Annotated in this window: 21 protein-coding genes; 9 read left to right on the forward strand and 12 right to left on the reverse strand. The window is 57.2% G+C overall.

From position 1 onward, the window contains the following. Nucleotides 1–10 precede the first annotated feature (10 nt). The gene (locus tag Q4G72_RS16525; protein ID WP_303312535.1) at nt 11–241 is read right to left on the reverse strand and encodes a hypothetical protein; all 231 of its coding nucleotides are present in this window, start codon (nt 239–241) and stop codon (nt 11–13) included. Between Q4G72_RS16525 and Q4G72_RS16530 the strand changes: the two genes are divergently transcribed. Then, nucleotides 225–2,915: a cation-translocating P-type ATPase gene (locus tag Q4G72_RS16530; protein ID WP_303312536.1), complete on the forward strand. Its 2,691-nt coding sequence runs from the start codon at nt 225–227 to the stop codon at nt 2,913–2,915. The genes Q4G72_RS16525 and Q4G72_RS16530 overlap by 17 nt on opposite strands. A gap of 88 nt (nt 2,916–3,003) precedes the next feature. Here Q4G72_RS16530 and Q4G72_RS16535 read toward each other — a convergent pair whose 3' ends face one another. The 6 genes from Q4G72_RS16535 to uvrA form a co-directional block, all read right to left on the reverse strand. Next, nucleotides 3,004–3,279, reverse strand: a complete 276-nt coding sequence (locus tag Q4G72_RS16535) for a hypothetical protein (RefSeq protein ID WP_303312537.1) — start codon at nt 3,277–3,279, stop codon at nt 3,004–3,006. A gap of 37 nt (nt 3,280–3,316) precedes the next feature. Continuing rightward, nucleotides 3,317–3,658, reverse strand: a complete 342-nt coding sequence (locus Q4G72_RS16540; RefSeq protein WP_303312538.1) for a hypothetical protein — start codon at nt 3,656–3,658, stop codon at nt 3,317–3,319. 18 nt (nt 3,659–3,676) lie between these two features. Then, nucleotides 3,677–3,946 (reverse strand): hypothetical protein, encoded by a 270-nt coding sequence (locus tag Q4G72_RS16545; protein WP_303312539.1) that lies wholly within the window; start codon nt 3,944–3,946, stop codon nt 3,677–3,679. A gap of 246 nt (nt 3,947–4,192) precedes the next feature. After that, nucleotides 4,193–5,182 (reverse strand): ABC transporter ATP-binding protein, encoded by a 990-nt coding sequence (locus Q4G72_RS16550; RefSeq protein ID WP_303312540.1) that lies wholly within the window; start codon nt 5,180–5,182, stop codon nt 4,193–4,195. Nucleotides 5,183–5,283: 101 nt separating this feature from the next. Beyond that, nucleotides 5,284–5,853, reverse strand: a complete 570-nt coding sequence (locus Q4G72_RS16555) for a class I SAM-dependent methyltransferase (RefSeq protein WP_303312541.1) — start codon at nt 5,851–5,853, stop codon at nt 5,284–5,286. A gap of 83 nt (nt 5,854–5,936) precedes the next feature. Further along, nucleotides 5,937–8,483, reverse strand: a complete 2,547-nt coding sequence (uvrA, locus tag Q4G72_RS16560) for an excinuclease ABC subunit UvrA (protein ID WP_303312542.1) — start codon at nt 8,481–8,483, stop codon at nt 5,937–5,939. Between the two features lie 527 nt (nt 8,484–9,010). Between uvrA and Q4G72_RS16565 the strand changes: the two genes are divergently transcribed. Then, a complete protein-coding gene (locus Q4G72_RS16565; protein WP_303312543.1) occupies nt 9,011–10,981 on the forward strand; it encodes an OmpA family protein in 1,971 nt (656 codons plus the stop codon). Nucleotides 10,982–10,985: 4 nt separating this feature from the next. Here Q4G72_RS16565 and Q4G72_RS16570 read toward each other — a convergent pair whose 3' ends face one another. The 5 genes from Q4G72_RS16570 to Q4G72_RS16590 all read right to left on the reverse strand — a co-directional run bounded on the left by Q4G72_RS16570 (nt 10,986) and on the right by Q4G72_RS16590 (nt 14,243). Then, nucleotides 10,986–11,354 carry a hypothetical protein gene (locus Q4G72_RS16570; RefSeq protein WP_303312544.1) on the reverse strand — a complete coding sequence of 123 codons (369 nt, stop codon included), beginning with the start codon at nt 11,352–11,354 and terminating at the stop codon, nt 10,986–10,988. Further along, entirely contained in the window at nt 11,351–11,590 is a 240-nt protein-coding gene (locus tag Q4G72_RS16575) for a hypothetical protein (RefSeq protein ID WP_303312545.1), read from the reverse strand. The genes Q4G72_RS16570 and Q4G72_RS16575 overlap by 4 nt, the downstream gene beginning before the upstream one ends. After that, entirely contained in the window at nt 11,568–13,226 is a 1,659-nt protein-coding gene (locus tag Q4G72_RS16580) for a DUF4153 domain-containing protein (RefSeq protein WP_303312546.1), read from the reverse strand. Before Q4G72_RS16580 ends, Q4G72_RS16575 begins: the two co-directional genes overlap by 23 nt. A 73-nt stretch (nt 13,227–13,299) precedes the next feature. Further along, nucleotides 13,300–13,593 carry a winged helix-turn-helix domain-containing protein gene (locus Q4G72_RS16585; RefSeq protein ID WP_303312547.1) on the reverse strand — a complete coding sequence of 98 codons (294 nt, stop codon included), beginning with the start codon at nt 13,591–13,593 and terminating at the stop codon, nt 13,300–13,302. Then, nucleotides 13,590–14,243 carry a hypothetical protein gene (locus Q4G72_RS16590; RefSeq protein WP_303312548.1) on the reverse strand — a complete coding sequence of 218 codons (654 nt, stop codon included), beginning with the start codon at nt 14,241–14,243 and terminating at the stop codon, nt 13,590–13,592. Before Q4G72_RS16590 ends, Q4G72_RS16585 begins: the two co-directional genes overlap by 4 nt. 1,171 nt (nt 14,244–15,414) lie before the next feature. Here Q4G72_RS16590 and Q4G72_RS16595 point away from each other — a divergent pair. The 7 genes from Q4G72_RS16595 to Q4G72_RS16625 form a co-directional block, all read left to right on the forward strand. Continuing rightward, nucleotides 15,415–16,395, forward strand: coding sequence for an aspartate carbamoyltransferase catalytic subunit (locus tag Q4G72_RS16595; RefSeq protein ID WP_303312549.1), 981 nt, complete (start codon nt 15,415–15,417; stop codon nt 16,393–16,395). 79 nt (nt 16,396–16,474) lie between these two features. Next, nucleotides 16,475–17,752 carry a dihydroorotase gene (locus Q4G72_RS16600; RefSeq protein ID WP_303312550.1) on the forward strand — a complete coding sequence of 426 codons (1,278 nt, stop codon included), beginning with the start codon at nt 16,475–16,477 and terminating at the stop codon, nt 17,750–17,752. Between the two features lie 87 nt (nt 17,753–17,839). After that, nucleotides 17,840–18,373 (forward strand): 5-(carboxyamino)imidazole ribonucleotide mutase, encoded by a 534-nt coding sequence (gene purE / locus Q4G72_RS16605; RefSeq protein WP_303312551.1) that lies wholly within the window; start codon nt 17,840–17,842, stop codon nt 18,371–18,373. Continuing rightward, nucleotides 18,370–19,620, forward strand: a complete 1,251-nt coding sequence (locus Q4G72_RS16610) for a 5-(carboxyamino)imidazole ribonucleotide synthase (protein ID WP_303312552.1) — start codon at nt 18,370–18,372, stop codon at nt 19,618–19,620. Before purE ends, Q4G72_RS16610 begins: the two co-directional genes overlap by 4 nt. 84 nt (nt 19,621–19,704) lie before the next feature. Continuing rightward, the gene (gene carA, locus Q4G72_RS16615) at nt 19,705–20,784 is read left to right on the forward strand and encodes a glutamine-hydrolyzing carbamoyl-phosphate synthase small subunit (protein ID WP_303312553.1); all 1,080 of its coding nucleotides are present in this window, start codon (nt 19,705–19,707) and stop codon (nt 20,782–20,784) included. A 61-nt stretch (nt 20,785–20,845) separates the two neighbouring features. Further along, entirely contained in the window at nt 20,846–21,418 is a 573-nt protein-coding gene (locus Q4G72_RS16620; RefSeq protein WP_303312554.1) for a hypothetical protein, read from the forward strand. A gap of 103 nt (nt 21,419–21,521) precedes the next feature. After that, the coding region (locus tag Q4G72_RS16625) for an ATP-binding protein (protein ID WP_303312555.1) at nt 21,522–22,312 on the forward strand (791 nt) is incomplete at its 3' end.

The raw sequence follows: 22,312 nt of genomic DNA on the forward strand, positions 1-22,312 counted from the left end.
GGAATTCTTTTTATTTGGCAATCAGCAGGATAACTAATTGACATACGATGATAAATATCATGGCTTCTTTCTTGTCTGCCTGCTTACCTTCCAGCCCGTATGCATATTGGCTTCCTACCAGCGGGTGGTCCAAATCGTAGCAGCTTTCCTTATCTGTTAACAATTGACCACGAACTATTGCAGTTTGTGTTCCTGCAAAATCGGGGGCCTGTACTTCTGATGCTATGATGCCGGCCAGCATTTCTCCAACTACGCATCCATCCTCTGCTACAGATTTGCAGCAAGGGCTGACGTCGGCAGAGGCCAGGCAGCGGTTGCAGCAGCATGGTCCCAACGTACTGGCCACCCGTGGCGAGGACCCAATCTGGCTGCTGTTGTGGCGGCAGATCCGGAGCCTGACTGTGCTGGTGCTGATTGCGGCGGCCATTTTTTCCTGGGTAATGGGCGATACGGCCGAAAGTCTGGCTATAGCTGCCGTTGTGCTCATTAATTCATTTATCGGACTGTGGCTGGAGTGGCAGGCCCGGATTTCGATGGCCGCCCTACACCGGCTGGATGTGCCCCAAGCCCGCGTGGTGCGCGACGCCCAGCAGCAAACCATTCCCTCCCCCGATCTGACCCTGGGGGATGTAATCCTGATAGAAGCCGGCGACGTACTGCCGGCCGATGCCGAGTTGCAGGAAGCCCGCCAGCTGCAGGTTAACGAGTCGGCCCTCACGGGGGAGTCGTTGCCGGTGGCCAAGCAGCCGGGAGCAGCTGGCACCGCAGGCCAGCCGGCCGATACCCCCACCCGCCACCTCTACAAGGGCACGGCGGTGGTAAATGGCAACGGCCGGGCTATTATTACAGGCATAGGCATGAACACCGAGCTGGGCCGCATTGCGCAGCTGGTGCAAACTGCCGGGCGCTCCGCTACCCCGCTCGAAATCAAAATCAATCACCTGGCCCGGCAGCTAATTCTGCTCACGCTGGGTATGGCCCTGCTCTACCTACTAATTGGATTACTGCAGGGCCGGGAGGTAGTAGTCATGATTAAGATGGCCATTGTTCTGGCCATTGCCGCTATTCCTGAAGGACTTTCCATTGTGGCTACGCTGGCCCTGGCCCACGGTATGCTGCGCCTAGCCCGACAGCACGTTATTGTCAAGCAGCTGGCGGCGGTAGAAACCCTGGGTAGCACCAGCGTTATTTTCACCGATAAAACCGGCACACTCACGCACAATCAAATAGCCGTGAATACCATCTGGCTACCCACAGGCCGCGCCGAGATTAGCCTGGCGGAAGACCAGCCGCTTACGGTAGGCAGCGGAGAAGAAGCATTACTGACATCACCGCAATTCAAAGAGCTGTTACGTGTGGCTATATCCTGTAACAATGCCCCCTACGAGCCGGGCAAGCGCCCCAACCCGAACGTAGGCGACCCGGTGGAAATAGCCCTGAACAAACTGGTTTACTCGTCTTATCTACCGGAAATGAGTGCCTGCCCGCGGCTGGATGAAAAAGCCTTTACCTCTGAAACCCGCCTGATGGCTACCCTGCACCAGCAGCCTGACGGTCGGTTTTATGTAGCTGTGAAGGGTGCAGCCGAAGAGGTATTAGCCCAGTGCCCCTACCGCTGGGATGCTGCCGGGCGGCAGCCCCTCCCTGAGACGGAAAAGCAGGAATGGGTAGCGCATGCAGAGTTGCTGGCCCAAGCCGGCCTGCGTACGCTGGGATTTGCCAGCTCGGTGCTCAGTACCCATCCGGGCCCCGACTTTGTCCGGGAACTAGCTTGGGTAGGGTTAATCGGGTTTCTGGACCCACCCCGGTTGGAAGTCTTGCCTGCTCTGCAAGCCTGCCGGGAGGCGGGTATTCGGGTCATTATGGTCACCGGCGACCATCCGGCTACGGCCCGCACAGTAGCGGCCAAAGTGGGACTGGTAACCAATCAAGAGCCATTGGTGATGAGCGGTCCAGCGCTGAAACCCATTGACCAACTCACCTCCACCGAAAAAAACGAGCTGTATACCTGCGCCATTTTTGCACGCGTTAGTCCGGCGCAGAAGCTGGACCTGATTTCACTTTACCAGCAGCGCGGTGATATTGTGGGCATGACCGGCGACGGCGTGAACGATGCACCAGCCCTGCGCAAAGCCGACATTGGTATAGCCATGGGCAAACGAGGAACGCAGGTAGCCAGCGAAGCTGCTGACATGGTGCTGCAGGACGATGCCTTTGCCTCCATTGTGGCCGCTATTGGGCAGGGACGCGTTATTTTTGCCAACATCCGCACCTTCATCCTCTATCTCACCTCCTGTAACCTGAGCGAAATTCTGCTGGTGACGGGTGTAGGCCTGCTGCACCGCTCCGTGCCCCTGCTCCCCCTACAGATTCTGTTTCTGAATATGATTACGGATGTATTTCCAGCCCTGGCCTTGGCCGTGGGCACGGGGCACCCACACCTGATGCGACAAGCACCGCGCCCGCCCCAATTACCCCTGCTCACCCGCCCCGACTGGATAACGGGGCTCTTATATGCTGCTGCTCTGATGCTGGGACCGGTAGTGGTATATTTCTATAGTTGGGAAGTACTCCGCCTTTCGCCGGCTATATGCAATAACATTCTGTTTTATGGCATGGCGCTGGGGCAGCTGTTGCATGTATTCAACTTCTCCGCTGACCACCGTAACTTCTTTCGCTCCGAAATTACCCGCAACCGTTACATCTGGATGGCACTGGGTATCTGCTTTGCCTTGTTTTTGGCTTCGTATTACATCATAACATTGCGTCAGTTGCTGGGCATTCAGCCTTTCACTCCTATGATAGTGGGCCTGATTGCAGCAGCCGGCATACTGCCGGTTTTGCTGGTGCAGCTGGCATACCGGGTATTAGCGCTGACGCCTTCCTCCAAGCCGAAGACAATAGCTTCCGTCTAATACGGAATTGGCTGCATTGGCAATAAAAAAGCCCCGGTAGCTGCCGGGGCTTTTTACAGGGTTACAAACGCATTCAGTTGTAGCCCTTCTAGAAATGAGAAGTGGAATAATGCTCGTCAATGGCCTGGTCCATGGCTTGCTGAAACGATGCCAGGAGCTTTATACGCTCCGCATCGGGCATATTCTGCAGCGCGTTTTCAAAGGTGGTCCGGTACACGTGGGTCATGAAATTAGCCCCGTAGGTGGAGAAAAAATCGTCATGAATTTTATTGAACGATATTTTCTCGGCCGAGGAGATGGATAACGAAAGCGCCAGCCATTCCTTGGCGTTGTTGGCCAGGCTGAATTGTAAGTCTTTGTCCATGTAGAATTAAGTGTCAAAGCGGCGACCGGACCGGGGCTTAGCGTGCCCGGCGGAATGGGCGAAAAGTAGGCGCCTCAAAGGCCGGAATAATAGCCCCTTTGCCGCCGTGCGCCGCATAAAATGATTGAATGGCGGCTTCCAGGGCGGGCCGATCATGCAGGGGCATGGCCGCAAACACATCCTGGGCATTCAGCGGGGCCGTGAGGTGGCTCAGGCGGCAGCTGTCAATACCCAAAGGGTGTTCAATGAAAAGGGCAGTGCCATCCTGAGCCATGTGGTCGTGCTGGTAGCGCCAGGCCTGGTTGAAATTTGGGCGGCTGGCCGTGCGGCCTTGGTCGGTGGGCGTAAAGCCTAGGCTGCGCAGGTAGGTATCGGTCATGGGTACAGGAAAAAGAAGTCAGATTGAAGAAGGAAGTTCAGCCGACCAGTTTACCTGCCGTAGCAGCACCCGGAATTCGGCCTCAGAAGCCACGCGGCCCTGAAAGCTGTACAGCATCTGGCCGTTCACCACTTCCAGTAGTGTAAGCTCAGCATCCTCATACAGCACAATGGTTTCCTGCCCACAGGCACTGGCCCGACTATACCTTTTCTGGCGGGGCGGGGCGCTGAAGGCAGCAAAGCCAAACGCCTGCAGTAGCTCGGCAGATGGCTGATAGTAGGAATTCATAAGGTTATACCCGTGAAGGGGGCGCAAAGCCAGTAGGCAATGCGGTACGCTAGGTGCTGCAGAACACTAGGCTTTGCAACTGACATCGGCGGTGCCGGGGCCGGTACTCAGGTAAGGAATACCGGAGCGGTTAAGTTCATAAGGGACCCGAGCGGAAGTGAGGTTAGGGCACCTTGATGAGCTGATAACAGACCAGTGTGCTTAACGTTTTCTTGCCCTGGAAATTGGTTGCAGCGCGTGATTCTCTCAAATATACCAAACTCTGTCTGCCGAAAGCGAAACTGCCACTGTGTCGTCCACAGAAAGGCCACTTTCTGTAGTTTTCAAGCGGATATTACTGGCCAGCAGGTCGATGTTAAGCTCAGAGTAGCTGCCAAAGAAATCCACCCTGGTTACGGTACCAGCTACCCCACCTGCCCCGTCTCGGGCTTGTAGTTTCACATCCTCCGGGCGCACTAGTAACTGGTGGCCTTTCTTCAGCTTAATACCGGCTTGTTTGGCCAGAGCCCGTTGTAAGGGGCCCTGTATTAGATTATAGTCGCCGAAAAGGGCAGCGGCATAAGCGGAAACGGGTTGCCGGTAGATTTGCGCGGGCGTGCCCCGCTGAATGAGCTGCCCGGCCTGCATCACCAGGATTTCATCGGCCCAGGAAAGCGTATCCAGAGGGTCATGAGAAATTAAGGTGCAGGTGATGCCGAGTTGTTCGCTAATATCCCGGATAACGGACTTCAATATCTGCTTATGACCCGGGTCGAGGTTGGAAAAAGGCTCGTCCAGCAACAGCAGCTTGGGCGAAGTGAGCAGCAAACGCGCCAGCGCAATGCGCTGCCGCTCGCCGCCGGAAAGCTGATTGGTTTGCCGTTGGGCCAGGTGCCGGATGCGGCACACATCATACAGCGTGTCCAGCTCTTCCACGGAAAGCTTGTTGGCATAGCGCAACACCTGCTCTACCCGCAGGAACTTGGGCAGTTCGAACTGCTGCGATAAATACGCCACACCCGGCGTGCCGGGAACCAGCCGCTCTACCGGTCCGCGCACGCGGTTTTCCTCAAACCACACCTCCCCTGCTGTGGGCTGTACCAAACCGGCTATGGTTTGCAGCAATGTGCTTTTCCCGGAACCGGTTTCGCCTGCAATGGCAATTTTCTGGAATTGCTGCTGCGTGAAGCTGATACCCTGAAGCACCATGTTTTCCCGCTCCTGCAAACTGATTTCGGCAACTTCTAAAAAACGCATAAGGGACAGGTGGAGAGAAAGCAGAAGCCGTGTATCCAGCCGGGCCGGAAGCTGAGGTTGAAGATGGCCAGGACCTTAAAGGCCCGACAAAGATACGTACCTTACTCTGCCGCTGCTCTCTCCGGGGCATACACCAGCACATAGGCAGGCGGTATATTCCGTAGCACATGGGCTGTGCTGAGCATGCGAAAGAACCGCTCAAACAGCCTTTTATTCCGCAAGGAATACTGAAAAAGAATGAGCTTGCCGGCAGGCTGTAATACCTGCCGGGTATGCTCCAGAATGCGCCAGCGCAGACGCCGGGGAAGTGAGGAAAAGGGCAGGCCGCACACCACATAGTCGGCCGGCGGGATGCTTAACTGTTGCAGATACTCCCCGGTTTTATCAGCAGAACCGTGGATGACGTGCACGTGGGCGTGCGAAGCGTAGCGCTCCTGCAGGTGCTGGCAGAACCGGCGGTTTACCTCAATCAGCACAATGTGTGTCTCGGGCTGGCGCCGCTGCATCAGCACATCGGTGAAGACACCCGTACCAGGGCCATACTCTACTATACAGCGGGCGCTGCTGAAATCTATGGGCGCTACTACCTTCTCCGTCAGCTCAGGGGAGCTAGGCACCAGGGAGCCGACTGTAGCTGGGTTGCGCAGGAATTCTTCCAGAAATGCGGACATAGAGGAACAACTGAAAATCAAAAACTATCGGCTAATAAATTCCGCTTTCGACTTAGGGGAAGACTCTTACCAGTTAAACGGAATTAGACGGCCTCGCCAATAAACTGCGCCAAATAAGGGGCCGTCCGGCTTTGCTTGAAGCGGGCCACCTCAGCCGGTGTGCCGGCCACCACCACCTGTCCGCCCTCGTCGCCTGCACCGGGGCCCATGTCAATTACCCAGTCGCTGCCGGCTACTACCCGCATATCGTGCTCTACCACAATAACGGTGTTGCCCGCGTCTACCAGCCCATTCAGCTGGGCCAGTAGTTTCTCCACATCGGATGGGTGCAGCCCGGTGGTAGGCTCATCCAGCACGTAGAGAGAATTACCGCGCTGCGCCTTTTGCAGCTCCGTAGCCAGCTTAATCCGCTGGGCTTCCCCACCCGATAGCTCGGTAGCGGGCTGGCCCAGGCGCAGGTAACCCAGGCCTACTTCGCGCAGTACGGTTAGGGCGCGGTGCACGGCTGGCTCATCCGCAAAAAACTCCCAGGCGGCATCTACTGTCAGGTGCAGCACCTCCGCAATATTCTTGTCGCGGTAGGTGATTTCCAGTGTTTTGGCATTATAGCGCGCCCCATGACACACGGGGCAGGGAGCATACACGCTAGGCAGAAATAGTAGCTCCACCATCACAAATCCTTCGCCCTGGCAGTTCTCGCAACGACCTTTGGCTACGTTGAAGGAAAAGCGCCCGGCATCGTAGCGGCGCCGGCGGGCATCGGGGGTAGCGGCAAACAGCCGCCGCACATGGTCGAACAGGCCGGTGTAGGTGGCCATGTTGGAGCGCGGCGTGCGCCCGATGGGCTTCTGATCAACCCGCACCAGGCGCTTAATATGCTCCATGCCGCTCGCCAGCTTTCCACCCGTAACAATGGGCGCGGAGCGCTCCAGCGGGTCTCCCTCCTCTTCTTCCGTTGGGAGTTCGTGCCCCAGATGTTCAGCCACCAGCTCCACCAGCACCTGGCTTACCAGGCTAGACTTACCTGAGCCCGATACGCCTGTTACGGTCGTAAACACCCCCAATGGGAATTTCACATTCAGCCCCTGTAGGTTGTTCCGGGTAATACCATGGAGCTGTAACCAGCCGGTGGGCTTGCGCTCCGGCCTTACCGATTTAGCTTCTTCTTTGAACAAATAGCGGCGGGTTTGCGAAGCACTGATGTGCGCCAGTTCTGCGGGGGGGCCGCTGTAGAGGATTTCGCCACCCAGCTCGCCAGCGGCCGGGCCTACGTCAACCAGCCAATCGGCCTGTCGCACTACATCCAGATTATGCTCTACCACAAACAAGGAATTGCCTGCCCGCTTCAGCCCGGCCAGCGCCTTCAGTAGAGCCGCCGTGTCCGAAGGGTGCAGGCCTGCGGAGGGCTCATCAAGCACATAAACCACTCCAAATAAATTGGAATATAGCTGCGTGGCCAGCCGCAGCCGCTGCAGCTCGCCCGGCGACAAGGTGGGGGTGCTTCGTTCCAGTGAGAGGTAGCCCAGCCCCAAATCCAGCAACACCGAAAGACGGGCACATAAGTCCTCCGCAATGCGCTGCGCCACAATTACCTGCTCCGGATGGGCCGCATCGTGCTTTTTACGCCCGGCAGCCGTGCCTTCCGCATAGGGCTTCAGCAGCCCGGATACCCGCTTTAGGGGCAGCGCCGACATATCTGCAATATCCAGCCCCGCAAACTTTACCTCCAATGATTCCGGCCGCAGGCGCTTGCCGTGGCACGTGGGACACTCGGTGCTGAGCATGTACTGCAGGGCCCGTTTTTTCATGAGCGGGCTTTGCGTGGTGGCAAAGGTGTGCAGCACATGCCGCCGCACACCGGTGAAGGTGCCCATATAGTTAGGTGATTCCCGGCGCTTGAGGGCCCGCTGCGTTTCAGCGGGTGTGTAGCCCGGATACACCGGCACCACGGGCTGCTCCTCGGTGAATAGTATCCAGTTGCGCTGTTCCTGGGGCAAATCCTGCCACGGCCGGTCAATATCGTAGCCCAGCGTAACAAGGATGTCGCGCTGGTTCTGCCCACCCCAGGCCTGGGGCCAGGCCGCAATGGCCCGCTCCCGAATGGTGAGCGAAGGGTCTGGCACCATGGTTTGCTCCGTCACCTCATAGATGCGGCCCAGACCATGGCAGGCGGGGCAGGCACCCTCGGGCGTATTGGGCGAGAAGCCTTCCGCATACACAATACTTTGGCCGGCAGGATAAGTCCCAGCCCGCGAGTACAGCATGCGCAGCAGGTTGGACAGCGTAGTGACCGAGCCCACGGAGGAGCGCGTGGTGGGGGTACCGCGCTGCTGCTGCAAGGCTACAGCCGGAGGCAGCCCTTCAATAGATTGTACTTCCGGCACGGCCATCTGGTGAAAAAGCCGCCGTGCGTAGGGCGACACTGACTCCAGGTAGCGGCGCTGGGCCTCGGCATAGAGCGTACCAAATGCCAGGGAGGATTTGCCCGAGCCCGACACGCCGGTGAATACGACCAGCGCATCCCGCGGAATGTCTACATCAATATTCTTGAGGTTGTGTTCCCGGGCACCGCGCACGCGCACAAAGCCGGAGAAAGGATGTTCTGGAAGGTCAGCAGCAGATGTTCCCATAAAGCAGCAGTAGTTCAGGTGAGTCACCCAAGCATACGTAACGGCCTTTCGCGCATCCGATTTTCGTCCTAGAAAATTAGCCGCCGGGCAGACTACGCATTCGTACTTACCTTCCCTTGTATCTCTGATACAGTCACTTAACTACCGGCACCAGGTCTTCTTTTCCTGTTGATGCCGCGTGCACGCGATGCGCTTTTCGGGAACCGGCCAGATGAGGGTTTCTAGTATGAACTGCCCCTGGTCCTTCTGTATTCCTATCAAGTGGCTGCACCTCCCAGGCAATTGAGCATCGGCGAATAGTGGCTTTGCGAAGCATGATTAATACTTCACGGCTAAAGTCCTCGAAGCGGATATCCTATATATCGTTCGTTTTGCCTTAAATCAATATAACCATAATTAAACATCACTATTTCACAAATAACAGCACAACATCTCCTTTTTATTCAATAGGCATGATCTAAAATTCGTGAGAATGGCATAAGGTTACCTAATTTTGAAGGATAAAGGCATTCCTGCTTCCGCTGATTATGAGGTTTTTACTGACGCTGGTTCTGGTGCTGTGCTGCCTAACGCTGCACGCACAAAGCCCGGCGGCTGTACGCGAATATGTGAGCCCCTACGCTGGCTATCGGCTTGCCTATCCTATAGACTGGCAGGCTCGCTCCAGCGAAGATCTGCTGACTGTGGATTTCTTTACGGGGGGCAAACAGCCTGGCATCCCAGCAAAAGTGGAGTTGCTTATCCGTCCTGTGCCGGAATTGCAGAAGGATTTTAACCTTCTCACCCACGGGCAACTGGACTCTCTGTGGAAGGTCATCAAAACCTATCCTCAGGTTCGGCTTTTTGAGTTGTATCAGCGCGATGCCGGTAGCTTTCAGGAGATTCGCTACGAATATTCCTACAAAGTCTCCATAACAGACTCGGTCCGTACCCGCGTTATTGGCCGCCGGGTATGGCGGGGTGGCTATGAGTTTCGGTTGGAGTACCGTGCCTTGGCAAGCTACACCAGGCTTTACTACGCACACGGGAAGCAGTTGATCAACTCTTTCTCGCTTCTGCCCACCGGGCTACCCAGCCTCCGCTACGCCGACCAACTCTGTGACGATAAGATGTATGGTATTTCGGCCCTGCGCGTGCATGATGGGTTATGGGAAGACGACTGCCGCACCATTCACGAGTTTTCCGTGGAAGATCCTTCCGAGCCGCCTACAATTCATCGGCAAGTGCTCCCATTTCAGTCTTACGCCTTGGCTAAAGGCTTCGACAATTGCCTGTACTCCGTCACCAAAGCCCCAACAAACGCGTCGGAGTATGTTTACCGCTACGACCCGAATACGCGTCAGGGCCGCTATACAACCTGGCAACTACCGGCACAGGGGCCCGAAAACATCTGGATTTCCGCCTCCACCAATGAGCGGGGCGAATTACTCTTCATTACGTCCGATGCGGGCAAGTTGGTGAAAGTAAGCCCCACAGATGATGTAGTAACTGTGGTTTGGGAGAAAGACCCCGTGCGCCAGGCACCTTATTATCCGGCTATTGGGTTTGCCGGGGCAGGCACGCACGCCAATTTCTGTATCGACGATACCCAGACACTATACCAGGTGTATAGCACCGATGGCGCCCTTCTGAAGGTGGATCTGAAAACCAGACAACCTTTCCCGGAACTCCTGCCGCTGGATGGGCTGCCGGAACAGGGCGGCTACAGCGACCTGCTGCTCCAGTACGACGTGGACGGCAACCGGGTGTTCTTCCTGGCCGGGCCCAAGGCACTATATCAAGCTGACGTAAGCAGCCACCAGACCACGCGGGTACGCCGGGGCGTGTACACGGACCTGGCCGGCTGCAACCTGTTCCGTACCACGGTACAGCCTGCCTTAACCACCACCATACCGGCCACTACCTGGCGGGGCCGCGTGCTGGATGCCCTTACGTATCAGCCCCTGCCCCAGGCTCAGCTACAGTTGCAGCAGGACAGCAGCATCATGAAAGTGCCACTAACTGCTGATGGAGCCTTCCTGATTTCGGCCAAGCCGGGTAAGGCCTACAAAGTACATGCCCTCCTGGCGGGCTACTTAGTGGCCGATTCTACCTATACGCCACGCTCCGGCCCCTACGGGCAGGATATTCTGCTGCAACCGCTAAACATTGGCACTACACTGCCGCTGGATAAGGTCAAGTTTGAGCAAGGTCAGGCCGTACTCCTGCCTGCCTCCTACCCTGATCTGGAATACCTGCTGGCCCTACTCACGAAATTCCCCCAGCTAACTATTGAATTGCGAGGACACACGGATAATGTGGGCGACCCCACGAAGAATATTACACTTAGCGAGCAGCGGGTTGAGGTGGTAAAGAGTTACCTCGTAGACCATGGTATTGCCGAAACGCGCATTACCGGTATCGGCCTTGGTGGTGCCGAGCCCCGGGCCAGCAACGACCAGGAAGCCACCCGACAGCTTAACCGCCGGGTAGAATTCCGGGTAACGGGGATGCAGTAGGCAACTAGAATGATGATTTTGCTACAAAGACCATCATTAACACCCCGGCAAGCAATGTAATAACTGCTGCTACTGCAAAACTACCAACCATAAGCAGACGCCACAGCCAATACCAGGTGCTGCCCTGATGTTGAAGTGTTTGCGCAACCCGGTTTGCTGTTTTCCCCGCCAACCACGGTACCAGTAGCGCACACACGGCCATTAGCCCTACCAATACATACTCTGCCTGAGGCGTATTGGGCCATATTTCCTTTAGTAGCAGAAGATTCAGGAAGCACCCTATCCCCACTGCTACCGCCCACCAGATCAAGGCGGGCATCAGCCGGAGTACCAGCCACGCAAAATTTAGCAGCTGTTCCATCTGTCGTTTCATAAACCAGCCAGCAGGGCCGTGCCTCTCGGCGACCAGGCCATCATTAGTAGAAAGAACAGCCCCAGCAGGATAAGCACTACCCCGCCCGCCACGGGCAGCACGCCCGTGAGCAGGCGCTGTTGCCGGTCGTGGGCAGAGGCGCCCCGTTCCTGCCACGTTAGCACACTGGCCAGGAGGATAATGCCCCCCACACAGGCCAGCAGCACCAACAAACTAAATGCGACTTGCAGTAACATGGCGCAGGGTGTAGCGGGTTAGGTTGGCGTGCTGATCAAAAAAGCGGGCAGCCTGCCAGTCGGCCCAGGTGCGGCTGGGCCAATGACGGCGGGCTTCCAGGGCCCGAAAATCCTGGATGCGCTGGGCCAGCAACTGCTGGGCTGTTTCCTGTGCCAGGGGTTTCCAATTACCGTATTCATCATCCTTCGCCAACTGGCGCCCGGCCAGGGTATGGGCTCGGGTTGCCAGCTCTGGCAGCACCCGGTCAGGCATAGCCAGCAGAAATCCATAATCCACCTGCTGAAACCGCGGCTGTAAATTGAAGCGCACCATCCAGACTTCCCAGTTACCGCCTGCTAACAATAGCAGCAGGCCATAGGCGGCCAGCGCATTCAGCCGCACCAGCGCATAGGCCGAGCGCCGCTGCCAGATCTTGAGCAGGATGGTAGCCAGACCAAACATCGTCAGCAGCAAAAACCCATACACACCAATGCGCTTGTAGGCCAGGCCGCTGTGCTGGATATAATAGTAGTTGCGCAGTGCTACCGATACGGCCAGCACGGCATTTTGCAGCACCCAGATAGTAGCTCCCACGCGCAGCACCTGCAGGCCGGGTTGGTAGAAATTGAGGTTGCGCCGGAAGAACCAGAGTATAATGCCCATGGCCACCAGTATGCTCAGGATCAGCACATAGGTGCCCTCGTGCACAAACTGCGTAAGGTCAAAGCCCGGCGCAGGGTGAAAGCCAAACCAGATCCAATGGATGTCAATGGCATTCACCACAAATAGTAGCAGATTTACCAGGGCCAGCAGCCCCACCGCCATCAGGTATTCCTTGCGCAAATCCAGGGGTCGAAATGTGCGGGTCCGAAAATCAGGCTGCCGCACGGCGAAAGAGGCCACCCGATTGCGCTGGCGTAGCACAAATTCTCCAAAGCGCGACTCCTGATCGGCCAGATAATGTACCGGGATAATAAAAAGGCAGCCCGCCGTGAGGGCTAATCCGAGGAGAAAGAACAACAGGTGCGGCACTGACAGCCGCTCAAATAACAAACTCAGGAAATCACCCAGCACAGCCCATACTTGATTGGAGAGGGCACTGTAGCGGGGATTAGCTACCGCAAACAGAACATGGAAAATGGCCAGGGCTACCAGGGGAAGCACCAGCAAACGACCATAGTACCACAGCCGGCCAAGGCCGCTGCCTATATTATCTGGCAGGCGCAGGAGTTGCCCCATGCGCTCTACTGCTGGAAACAAGTTGTATAGCCCGGTTAGAAGGGCAAACATCACGAGTTTCAAATGAGGCTGATTCATATACCCCAACCAGATGGCTAACGACGCTACACAGGCCAACCTGGCAGCGCCTGAACCATATATCCCCACCATTACCGCACTGAATACCGTGCCCAGCAACGCCACCCAGAAATAGCCCGAGCGCCACACCATAGCATTTCGGGGCGTACTGGTCAGCACCGCTCCCAGCACAAACACCGTGTACAGCAACAAGCTTAGAGCGGCGCGCTCCTGCCAGAACAGCACATCAAAAAGAATGGCACCCACCGGCAGCAACAGCTTCTGCGCCAGGGTTAGCGGAAAAGGAGGCGCCGTTATAGTTCGGGGCCGAATCGGGACTGATGAGGAGAGGGTATTCATAACAGTTGACAATGAGGATTTTATTTTAAAAGAACTTTGAATTACAAAGTTGATAAGCAAAAAAAAGTCACGCCTAGCCGCGCAACAATTTTTCCAAGGCACTCAGGTGCTCCTGAAAAGCTATTTTCCCTTCTTTTGATGCCATATAGGTGGTATTAGGTTTCTTCCCGACAAATTGCTTGGAAACCTGCACATACCCGGCTTTTTCCAGCGCCGATACGTGACTTGCCAAGTTGCCATCTGTCAGGTCCAGCGCCTCTTTCAGCTCATTGAAGCTTACCGTATCATTTGCCAGCAGCACGGCCATCACGCCCAGCCGTACCCGGTTGTCGAATGCCTTATTCAGCGTATGAATGACGTGTTTCACAGGACAGGTTGTGAAGCGCGTTCATAGCGGTTGTACATAAGCAGGCCATAACCAATGTGTCCCAGACCAAACCCCGCCGCAAAGAAAATAAGTCCCCAGCCTGGCAACACCAGAGCCAGCAGCCCCAGGGCTAATTGAGTGAGTCCTAGCAGCCGAATTTCATCCAACGTGTATTTACTGGCATTCAGCAAGGCCAGTCCGTAAAAAATCAGCAGCCCTGGCACCACGCAGGAGGCAGCCCCACGCAGGTATAAGCCCAGGCAAAATAACCCACCTGCTACCAGAGGCACTGCCAGACTCAGCAGCAAACGCCGGGCAGGTGCATCCCACAGCAGGCGCCCGTCCTGCACAGCACGCCGGCGGGTGAAATACAAAGCCACCCCGAACGCCACCACAATCATAGCAACTGCCAGACCTAGCAAAAATGGTAGCGCCTGCCGCCTCTCTTCCGCCGGGGCTTCCACTAAACGCAGGAACCCCATTGGTCCATATTGCGCCTGCAGGTAGAAATGCCCTACCGCTGCCCCTACCAGAGCCACAATGCCCGCCCCCACCCCGGATAAGCCACTGAGTGAGAGGAAACGCGAGGAACGCTCCATAATGGCACGAATCTCCGTAAGCTGGGCAAGCGGGTCGGTAGCAGGCTTCATATTATTCAGAGCACTTTGTGATGCAAAGCAATCAAATATTCTCCGCTTTACAAGCTTCTCAGTGAAATTATTCAGCGTAAGTGCACTGCCAAGTAAAAACTCCCAACTGCCGACATAAGCAGGACGGCAATTAAAATGGGACATCTCGAGAAACTTATAACTGCAAAGTGGTTAAAGTACCTTGTCTTTTTTTCCTAGTTATCCAGTGGCACAAGCAAACAAAAAGCCCCTCCAAAAACTGAAGGGGCTTTTTGCTCATTAAAATGGTGGTCCTGTTGGAATCGACTCCCCCATTCAGGCGGTACGCTACCAAGGAAGAAAACGAGCTGTACAGTGGTTACCGAAGTATGAACTGCTCTCTTCCCATACCGGGCGCTGCACTTCATTACCCAGAGCCTAGAGTGGAGGATGTCACCTGCCGTCATCATGAAGTTCACGGGGCATAAGGATATTAAAACCTTAATGCGCTATGTAAAAGTGGTTGATGCCTAGAAGCGGAGTCAAATGGAGAAGGTGTGGGGATAGGCCCAACCAGTTCGAATCCCAATTCCAAACCACGCCTCTATTGTGTCCGGCTTAGCTGGACCACCTCATTCAATAGTAGTCCTGCCCAAGCCGCATGTTTACATTAGGACCCAACTTTAACCGCAGTCTAGTGAGCCAACCGGCCCGAAACGCTTCCGCATAGCGCATTAAACCGAAGGTTCTTTACTCGTTTGTGAGCAATACGTTCACCTCAACGGAAATTCTTGCCTGACATGCGCAAAGGATCCGTAACAATGCCGTAGCTTTGCCCCATGCTTCAACCAAAAAACTTGTTGATGAAGCGCGGGACTCTGGTCTACAGGAAACCGCGAGTGGACCGGAAGGTCTTCGCTACCATCGGTTTTCCCGATTTTGCCTTTGGTATTTCCGTTGTTTTTTCTGGGTTTTGCCCCGCCACCGTTTCGGATTCCGAAACGGTTTTTTTATGTCCATTGAGTTCGGCGGCCGCCGCCCCGCCGCCCATTCACACCTCCTATGGACGCCAACATTCTCGCCGCCACCGGTGGCGGCTTCCGCCAGTTCCTCAGCCCAGGCCGGTAGCCAGTTGCTCCGTCATGAATAGTAGCAGATAAGACTTTACACTGTTTGTTTTAGCTAGACAACCTCCCTTTTCCTCCACTCCGGTATGGCACGTAAAGACCTGCTCGACATTGCATCCCTTCACCGCGAGGAAATCGAGTTCCTGCTCGACCAATCCACGTCCTTTAAAAAATTATTCACCCGCTCGGTGAAAAAAATCCCCGCCCTTGAGGGCAAGTCCGTGCTCATGCTATTCTATGAGGCCAGCACCCGGACGCACTCCTCCTTCGAGGTCGCCGCCAAACGCCTCTCGGCGGAGGTAACAAATTTCAACGTCGACCACTCCTCCATCACCAAGGGTGAGTCGGTGCGCGAAACCATTGAGACGCTCCAGGCGATGCGCACTGACTACATCGTCGTGCGCCATAGTCACTCCGGCCTGCCCGGCATGATTGCCCGCCAGACCACGGCGTCGGTAATCAATGCCGGCGACGGGGCGCACGAGCATCCCACCCAGGCCCTGCTGGACGCTTTCACCATCAAGGAGAAATTTCCCGACCCCCGGGGCAAAAAAGTCCTCATCATCGGGGATATTCTCCACTCCCGCGTCGCGCGCTCTACCAGCACCCTGCTGCAAAAGCTGGGCGTGGAAGTCGCTTACCTCGGTCCGGGCTCACTGGTGCCCAAGTATGTCCCAGCAAGCATTCCCCGTTTCACAGACTACGAGGCGGCCATGGCCTGGGCGCCCGATGTGGTGTACCTGCTCCGCGTACAGATGGAGCGACAGGACGTGCAGTTTTTCCCCAGCGTCCGCGAATACCACCGGGTTTATGGCATTACCAACACCCGGCTGGCGGAAATCAGCGACCGGGGCCTCTACATCATGCACCCCGGCCCCGTAAACCGGGGAGTCGAGCTGTGCGACGCCGTCATGGACTATGAGCGCAGCCTGATTACCAACCAGGTTGAAAACGGCATCTCCGTTCGCATGGCCGTGCTCGACTGGCTCACGCCGGGCGGGGAGTTCCCCAAGCAGGAAGCGTATGCCGCACAGCAGCGAGCCGGCTCACCGGTCACTATGCCCTAGCTGGTTCCGCCCGTATATCTTCATCTCTAATATCCTGAATATCACCACCCCCTTGCCCGTTTACAGCCCTCCTGCATCCATGCTCCTCCTTCAAAACGCCCGTATCGCCTCTGAAAATTCACCTGTACTGCTCGAGGGCGATGTCCTGATTGTCGAAGGAAAAATTCAAGACATCGGCAGTAACTTGACCATTCCCGAGAGTGCCCGCGTCATCGACGCGCGGGGTCGGATTCTTATGCCGGCCATGTTCGATGCCCACGTCCATTTCCGCGCGCCGGGATTTGAGAACAAGGAAACCATCACCACGGGTAGCGAAGCGGCCATCAACGGCGGCATTACCGGCGTGGTCATGATGCCCAACACCCGCCCGGCCCTCGACTCGGCAACCGCAGTAGCCACCGTGCTGGAAAATGCCAAGGACCGGTCCCGCATTCCAGTGTACACCTCCGGCTGCGTCACCAAGAACCGCGAGGGCAAGGAACTGGCGGAAATCGAGGGCATGCGCGAGCTTGGGGTGAAAATGCTCACCGACGACGGGGATACGACCGGCGACCCGGCAGTGCTTCTCCGGGCCATGCAGTACGCCACCGAGTTTGGGATGTTTTTCGCCAGCCACTGCGAGGTGCCGGAGCTGGCCGGGCCGCGCGCCCTGAATGAAGGGGTGATGAGTTATCGGCTCGGCATCAAGGGCTCGCCGGCTTGCGCAGAGGAAATCATCATTGACCGCGACATCCGCCTGGCCCGGGCGGCGGGCGCGCACGTGCACATCCAGCATGTGTCCAGCAAGCTGGGCATGGAAACCATCCGCTGGTGGAAATCCCGCGGCGATGTGAAGGTGACGGCGGAAGTGGCCCCACATCACCTGTTATTCACCGACGAGCACATCGGGGACTACGACACGAACTATAAAATGAACCCGCCGCTGCGGACGCAGGCCGATTGTGATGCCCTGCTCGAGGGGCTCATCGAGGGCGTCTTCGACCTCATTGCCACGGACCATGCGCCGCACACGCCGTTCGAAAAAGCCCAGGATTTCATCAGCGCACCCAATGGCATCACCGGCCTGGATACGGCCCTGGTATCGCTCTATCACTTCTTCGTCGAGCCTGGAAAATTCGGGTGGGACCTGGTAGTGAAGCGCTATTCGGCGGAGCCCCGCCGCCTGATGGGCCTGCCGGTAGCCGCCATCGAAGTCGGCCAGCAAGCCAACTGTGTCTTGTTCGATACCGAAGCGGAAACAACCTTCACGAAGGAATTCATGAAATCCAAATCCCAGAACACGCCCTTCATAGACCAGACGCTGAAAGGCCGGGTAGACCTGGTGATTTTAGGTACGGAAATCCTGCTGGAGCGCTAACAGAAGGCGGGCTCTGGCCCGCGCTGCGCCCCAAATCACTTTTTTCCGACCACCCCGGGCTGCCCAGCCCCCTCTACAAGCCCCATCATGAGTACCCTTTCCACCTCCGCCCCCCTCAGCCCCAGCACCGCCCCGGCCAAGCCCCTGGTGGGCGTTGTGATGGGCTCCAGCAGCGACTGGAACACCATGCAGCATGCCGTGCAAATGCTCGCGCACTTTGGCGTGGCGCACGAAGCGCGCGTAGTGTCGGCCCACCGCATGCCCGACGACTTATTTGCCTACGCCGAACAAGCGGGCCCGCGCGGCTTGCAAGTCATTATCGCCGGCGCGGGGGGCGCCGCCCACCTGCCAGGCATGTTGGCCGCCAAAACCGCGCTGCCCGTGCTGGGGGTGCCAGTGGCCAGTCGCCATTTGCAGGGGGTAGACTCCCTGCACAGCATCGTGCAAATGCCCAAAGGGGTGCCCGTGGCCACGTTTGCTATTGGCGACGCCGGGGCGGCCAATGCCGCCCTGTTCGCCGTTAGCCTGCTGGCCTTGCACGACCCGGGCCTGGCGACCAAGCTGCAGGCGTTTCGCGCCGAACAAACCGAAGCCGCTCGCGCTATGACGCTGCCCGTATGAAGGACGGTATTCACGTTGCAGCCATGACCCCGGTTTTCCCGGGCAGTGAAGACGCCGCGGGCCAGCCGGCCACCCTGGGGGTGATGGGGGGCGGCCAGCTGGGCCGGATGTTTGTGCATGCCGCCCAGCGCCTGGGTTACTTCACCGCCGTGCTGGATCCGGACGCGCAAAGCCCGGCCGGACGGGTGAGTCACCACCACATCCAGACTGACTACAATGACCCGGCGGGGCTCTCGCAGCTGGCCCAGCTGTGCCAGGCCATCACCACCGAGTTTGAAAACGTGCCGGCCCAGGCCCTGCACGTGCTGGCACAGACCCGCCCCGTGGCGCCGGGCGCGGCCGTGGTAGGCATTGCCCAAAACCGCATCGAGGAAAAAGCCCACTTCGCGGCCTGCGCTGACCTATCGGGGGTGAGTTGCGCGCCCTATGCGGTGATTGAAACGCCCGCTCAGCTGCAGGCCATACAGGAGGACCAGGCGGATTTGCTTCCCGGCATCCTGAAAACCGCGCGCATGGGCTACGACGGCAAGGGCCAGATTCGCATCAAGAACGCCGGTGAGCTGGCCGCCGCCTGGATGGAGCTGGGCAGCGTCGCCTGCGTGCTGGAAAAGATGCTTCCGCTAACCGCCGAGTGCTCGGTGCTGGTGGCGCGCGGCTGGGACGGACAGGTCGTCAGCTTTGCCCCCCAGCGCAACGTGCACGTCGATGGCATTTTGGCCGTGACCCACGCGTACGAAGGAAACATGCCGTCCGCCCTGGCAACCAGGGCCCGCGAGGCGGCCGTTTCCATCGCGCATCATCTCAGCTATGTCGGGGTATTGTGCGTCGAGTTTTTTGTAGTGGACGACGGCAGTCCGCACGGGAGCCTGGTGGTCAACGAAATGGCCCCGCGCCCGCACAACAGCGGCCACTACACCTTGGACGCCTGTGACGCGTCGCAGTTTGATCTGCAGGTTCATGCCATGGCGGGCTTGCCCTTGCCGTCGCCGCGCCAGCATTCCCCGGCCATCATGCTCAACCTGCTGGGCGAGGTGTGGTTTGACGCCCGCGGGCAACGGCGGGAGCCGGACTGGACCGCCGTGCTGAGCCTGCCGGGCACGCACCTGCACCTGTACGGCAAGTTGCAGGCGCGCGCAGGCCGCAAGATGGGCCACCTGACCATCACCGGCCCGGATGTCGCCAGTGTCAAAGCCGTGGCGCGCCACGCCGCTGGTCTGCTCGGCTTGCCGGGGCTGGACGCCATATAGAGGCTATTAATCATTTTCAGTCGTGCCGCCTTAGCTCCCCTCTCTAACGGAGAGGGGAGCCGGGGTGAGGCGAACCAACAGAACATGACCCAAACAGTAAAACTCATTCTCGAAGACGGCACTGAAATCGAGGGCACTTCTTTCGGGGCCTTTACCTCTGCCGCGGGCGAGGTCGTGTTCAGCACGGCCATGACCGGCTACCCGGAAAACCTGACGGACCCCTCTTTCGCCGGCCAGATTCTGGTGCTCACCTACCCGATGGTCGGCAACTACGGCGTGCCCGGCGAGGAGCTGTACGAGTCTATTTCCCGGATTTTCGAGTCGGATAAGGTGCACATTGCCGGTCTGGTGGTGAATTATTACTCTGAGGAGCACAGCCACTGGAACGCGGCCAAAAGCCTGGGCGACTGGCTGCAGGAATACAACATCCCCGGCATTTTTGGCGTGGATACGCGCATGCTGACCAAGAAGCTGCGCGAGAAAGGCGCCATGCTGGGCAAAATCGTGGCGGAAGAAGATGTGCCCCTGCACGACCCCAACCAGGACAACCTGGTGGCGCAGGTCAGCCCGACGGAGGTCACCCGCTACGGCCACGGCCAACATAAAATTGTGCTCGTGGACTGTGGCACGAAAACCAACATCCTCCGCTGCTTTCTCGAGCGCGACGTGGAGCTGATTCGGGTGCCCTGGGACTACGACTTTACCCAGCTCGACTACGACGGCCTGTTTCTGAGCAACGGCCCTGGCGACCCCAAAATGTGCGAGGCCACCATCGGCCACCTGCAAAAAGCGCTGCAGCAGGACAAGCCCATTTTCGGCATCTGCCTGGGCTCCCAGCTCATGGGCCTGGCTGCGGGCGGGGACACGTTCAAGCTCAAGTACGGCCACCGCAGCCACAACCAGCCCGTCAAGCTGACCGGCACGCAGCGCTGCTACATCACCAGCCAGAACCACGGCTTTGCCGTCGACCCGGCCACGCTGCCGGCCGAGTGGCGCGTGCTGTTCGAGAACCTGAACGACGGCACCTGCGAAGGCATCCGGCACCAGAGCAAGCCCTTCTTCTCCACTCAGTTCCACCCCGAAGCGGCTGGCGGCCCGCAGGACACGGAGTTTCTGTTCGACGACTTTTTGACTGCCGTAGCGGAATACAAAGCTGCTAAGTAGAATGGGAAAACTGAGAGAAAAAACGTCTTGCTTTGCGATGCTCAGCATAACATTATAGGCAATGTCAAATCCAATAATTCTAGAAAAGGACTTTTCGCTTTTGAAAAGTCTAATTGGCAGACATATTGGTTTCGCTGTAGCCCCCGACTTAGTTGTTTCTAGACAGCACTATTCCTGTCTGACAAGTATTCGCTCTGAAAACCCATTAACGTTCTATCATTCCTCACCAATTAGCTTATGTGTAATACACAATAATTGGCGAGAAAATATTTGGGTTGCCTTAGATGCAGGGCCTGATTCATCAGATGAACCTTGGGCTCCTTTTGCTGCGCGGATAGTTTCTGAGCCTATTACAACTTGCTTATTCGGAGAAATTAAGCATCCAAATGGCTGGGTTTTGGAAGAACAAGAATTTGATGAGCGACCAGCAAGATTAGAATTGTGGACTGGCTCAATAATCAAGAAAATTATTGTGCACAGACTAGGGGTATACGCAGCCCTGACCTGTGAACATGAAGACGGTTTGATTTGGTCGGCTTATGCAGAATACGACCGTATGTTTTGGCTTTCCTTTGATAAGGAGGTTGCTTCCGCAATAGAAGCAGAACACGACGACTATGCTGTCTTGCAGTAGAACAAAACAGTAATTACTTCTTCAACGAAGCGGTAGAGATGCTTCGACAAATTCAGCATGACGTTCTGATTGCTTCTGGCAATCTATTATCCCAACCCTTCGCATGAACAAACCCACGAAAGTACTGCTGCTCGGTTCCGGCGCGCTGAAAATCGGCGAGGCCGGCGAGTTCGACTATTCCGGCTCGCAGGCGCTCAAGGCGCTCAAAGAGGAAGGCATCCGCACCATCCTGATCAACCCCAACATTGCTACCGTGCAGACCTCGGAGCACCTGGCCGACGACGTGTACTTTCTGCCCGTGACCCCCTACTTCGTGGAGGAAGTCATCAAAAAGGAGCGGCCCGACGGCATCCTGGTGGCCTTTGGCGGGCAGACGGCGCTCAACTGCGCCGTGGCCCTGTTCCGCGCCGGCGTGTTCGAGCAGTATAATGTGCGCGTGCTGGGCACGCCCGTGCAGAGCATCATCGACACGGAGGACCGCGACATTTTCAAGGACAAGCTCGACCAGATTGGCGTGCTTTCGGCCCGCAGCGTGGCCGTGACGACGCTGGACGACGCGCTGGCCGCCGGCGCGCAAATCGGGTTCCCCATCATCGTGCGGGCGGCCTTTGCGCTGGGCGGGCTGGGCAGCGGCTTTGCGAATAACCCAGACGAGTTGCGGGCCCTGGCCCAGAAGGCCTTTACCTCCTCGGACCAGATTCTGGTAGAAGAGTCGTTGAAGGGCTGGAAGGAAGTGGAGTACGAAGTGGTGCGCGACCAGTATGATAACTGCATCACGGTCTGCAATATGGAGAACTTCGACCCCATCGGCATTCACACCGGGGAGAGCATCGTGGTGGCCCCTTCGCAGACCCTGAGCAACCGGGAGTACCACAAGCTGCGCAGCATCGGCAT

The organism is Hymenobacter sp. BT730, from assembly GCF_030542105.1.
GTDB lineage: Bacteria > Bacteroidota > Bacteroidia > Cytophagales > Hymenobacteraceae > Hymenobacter.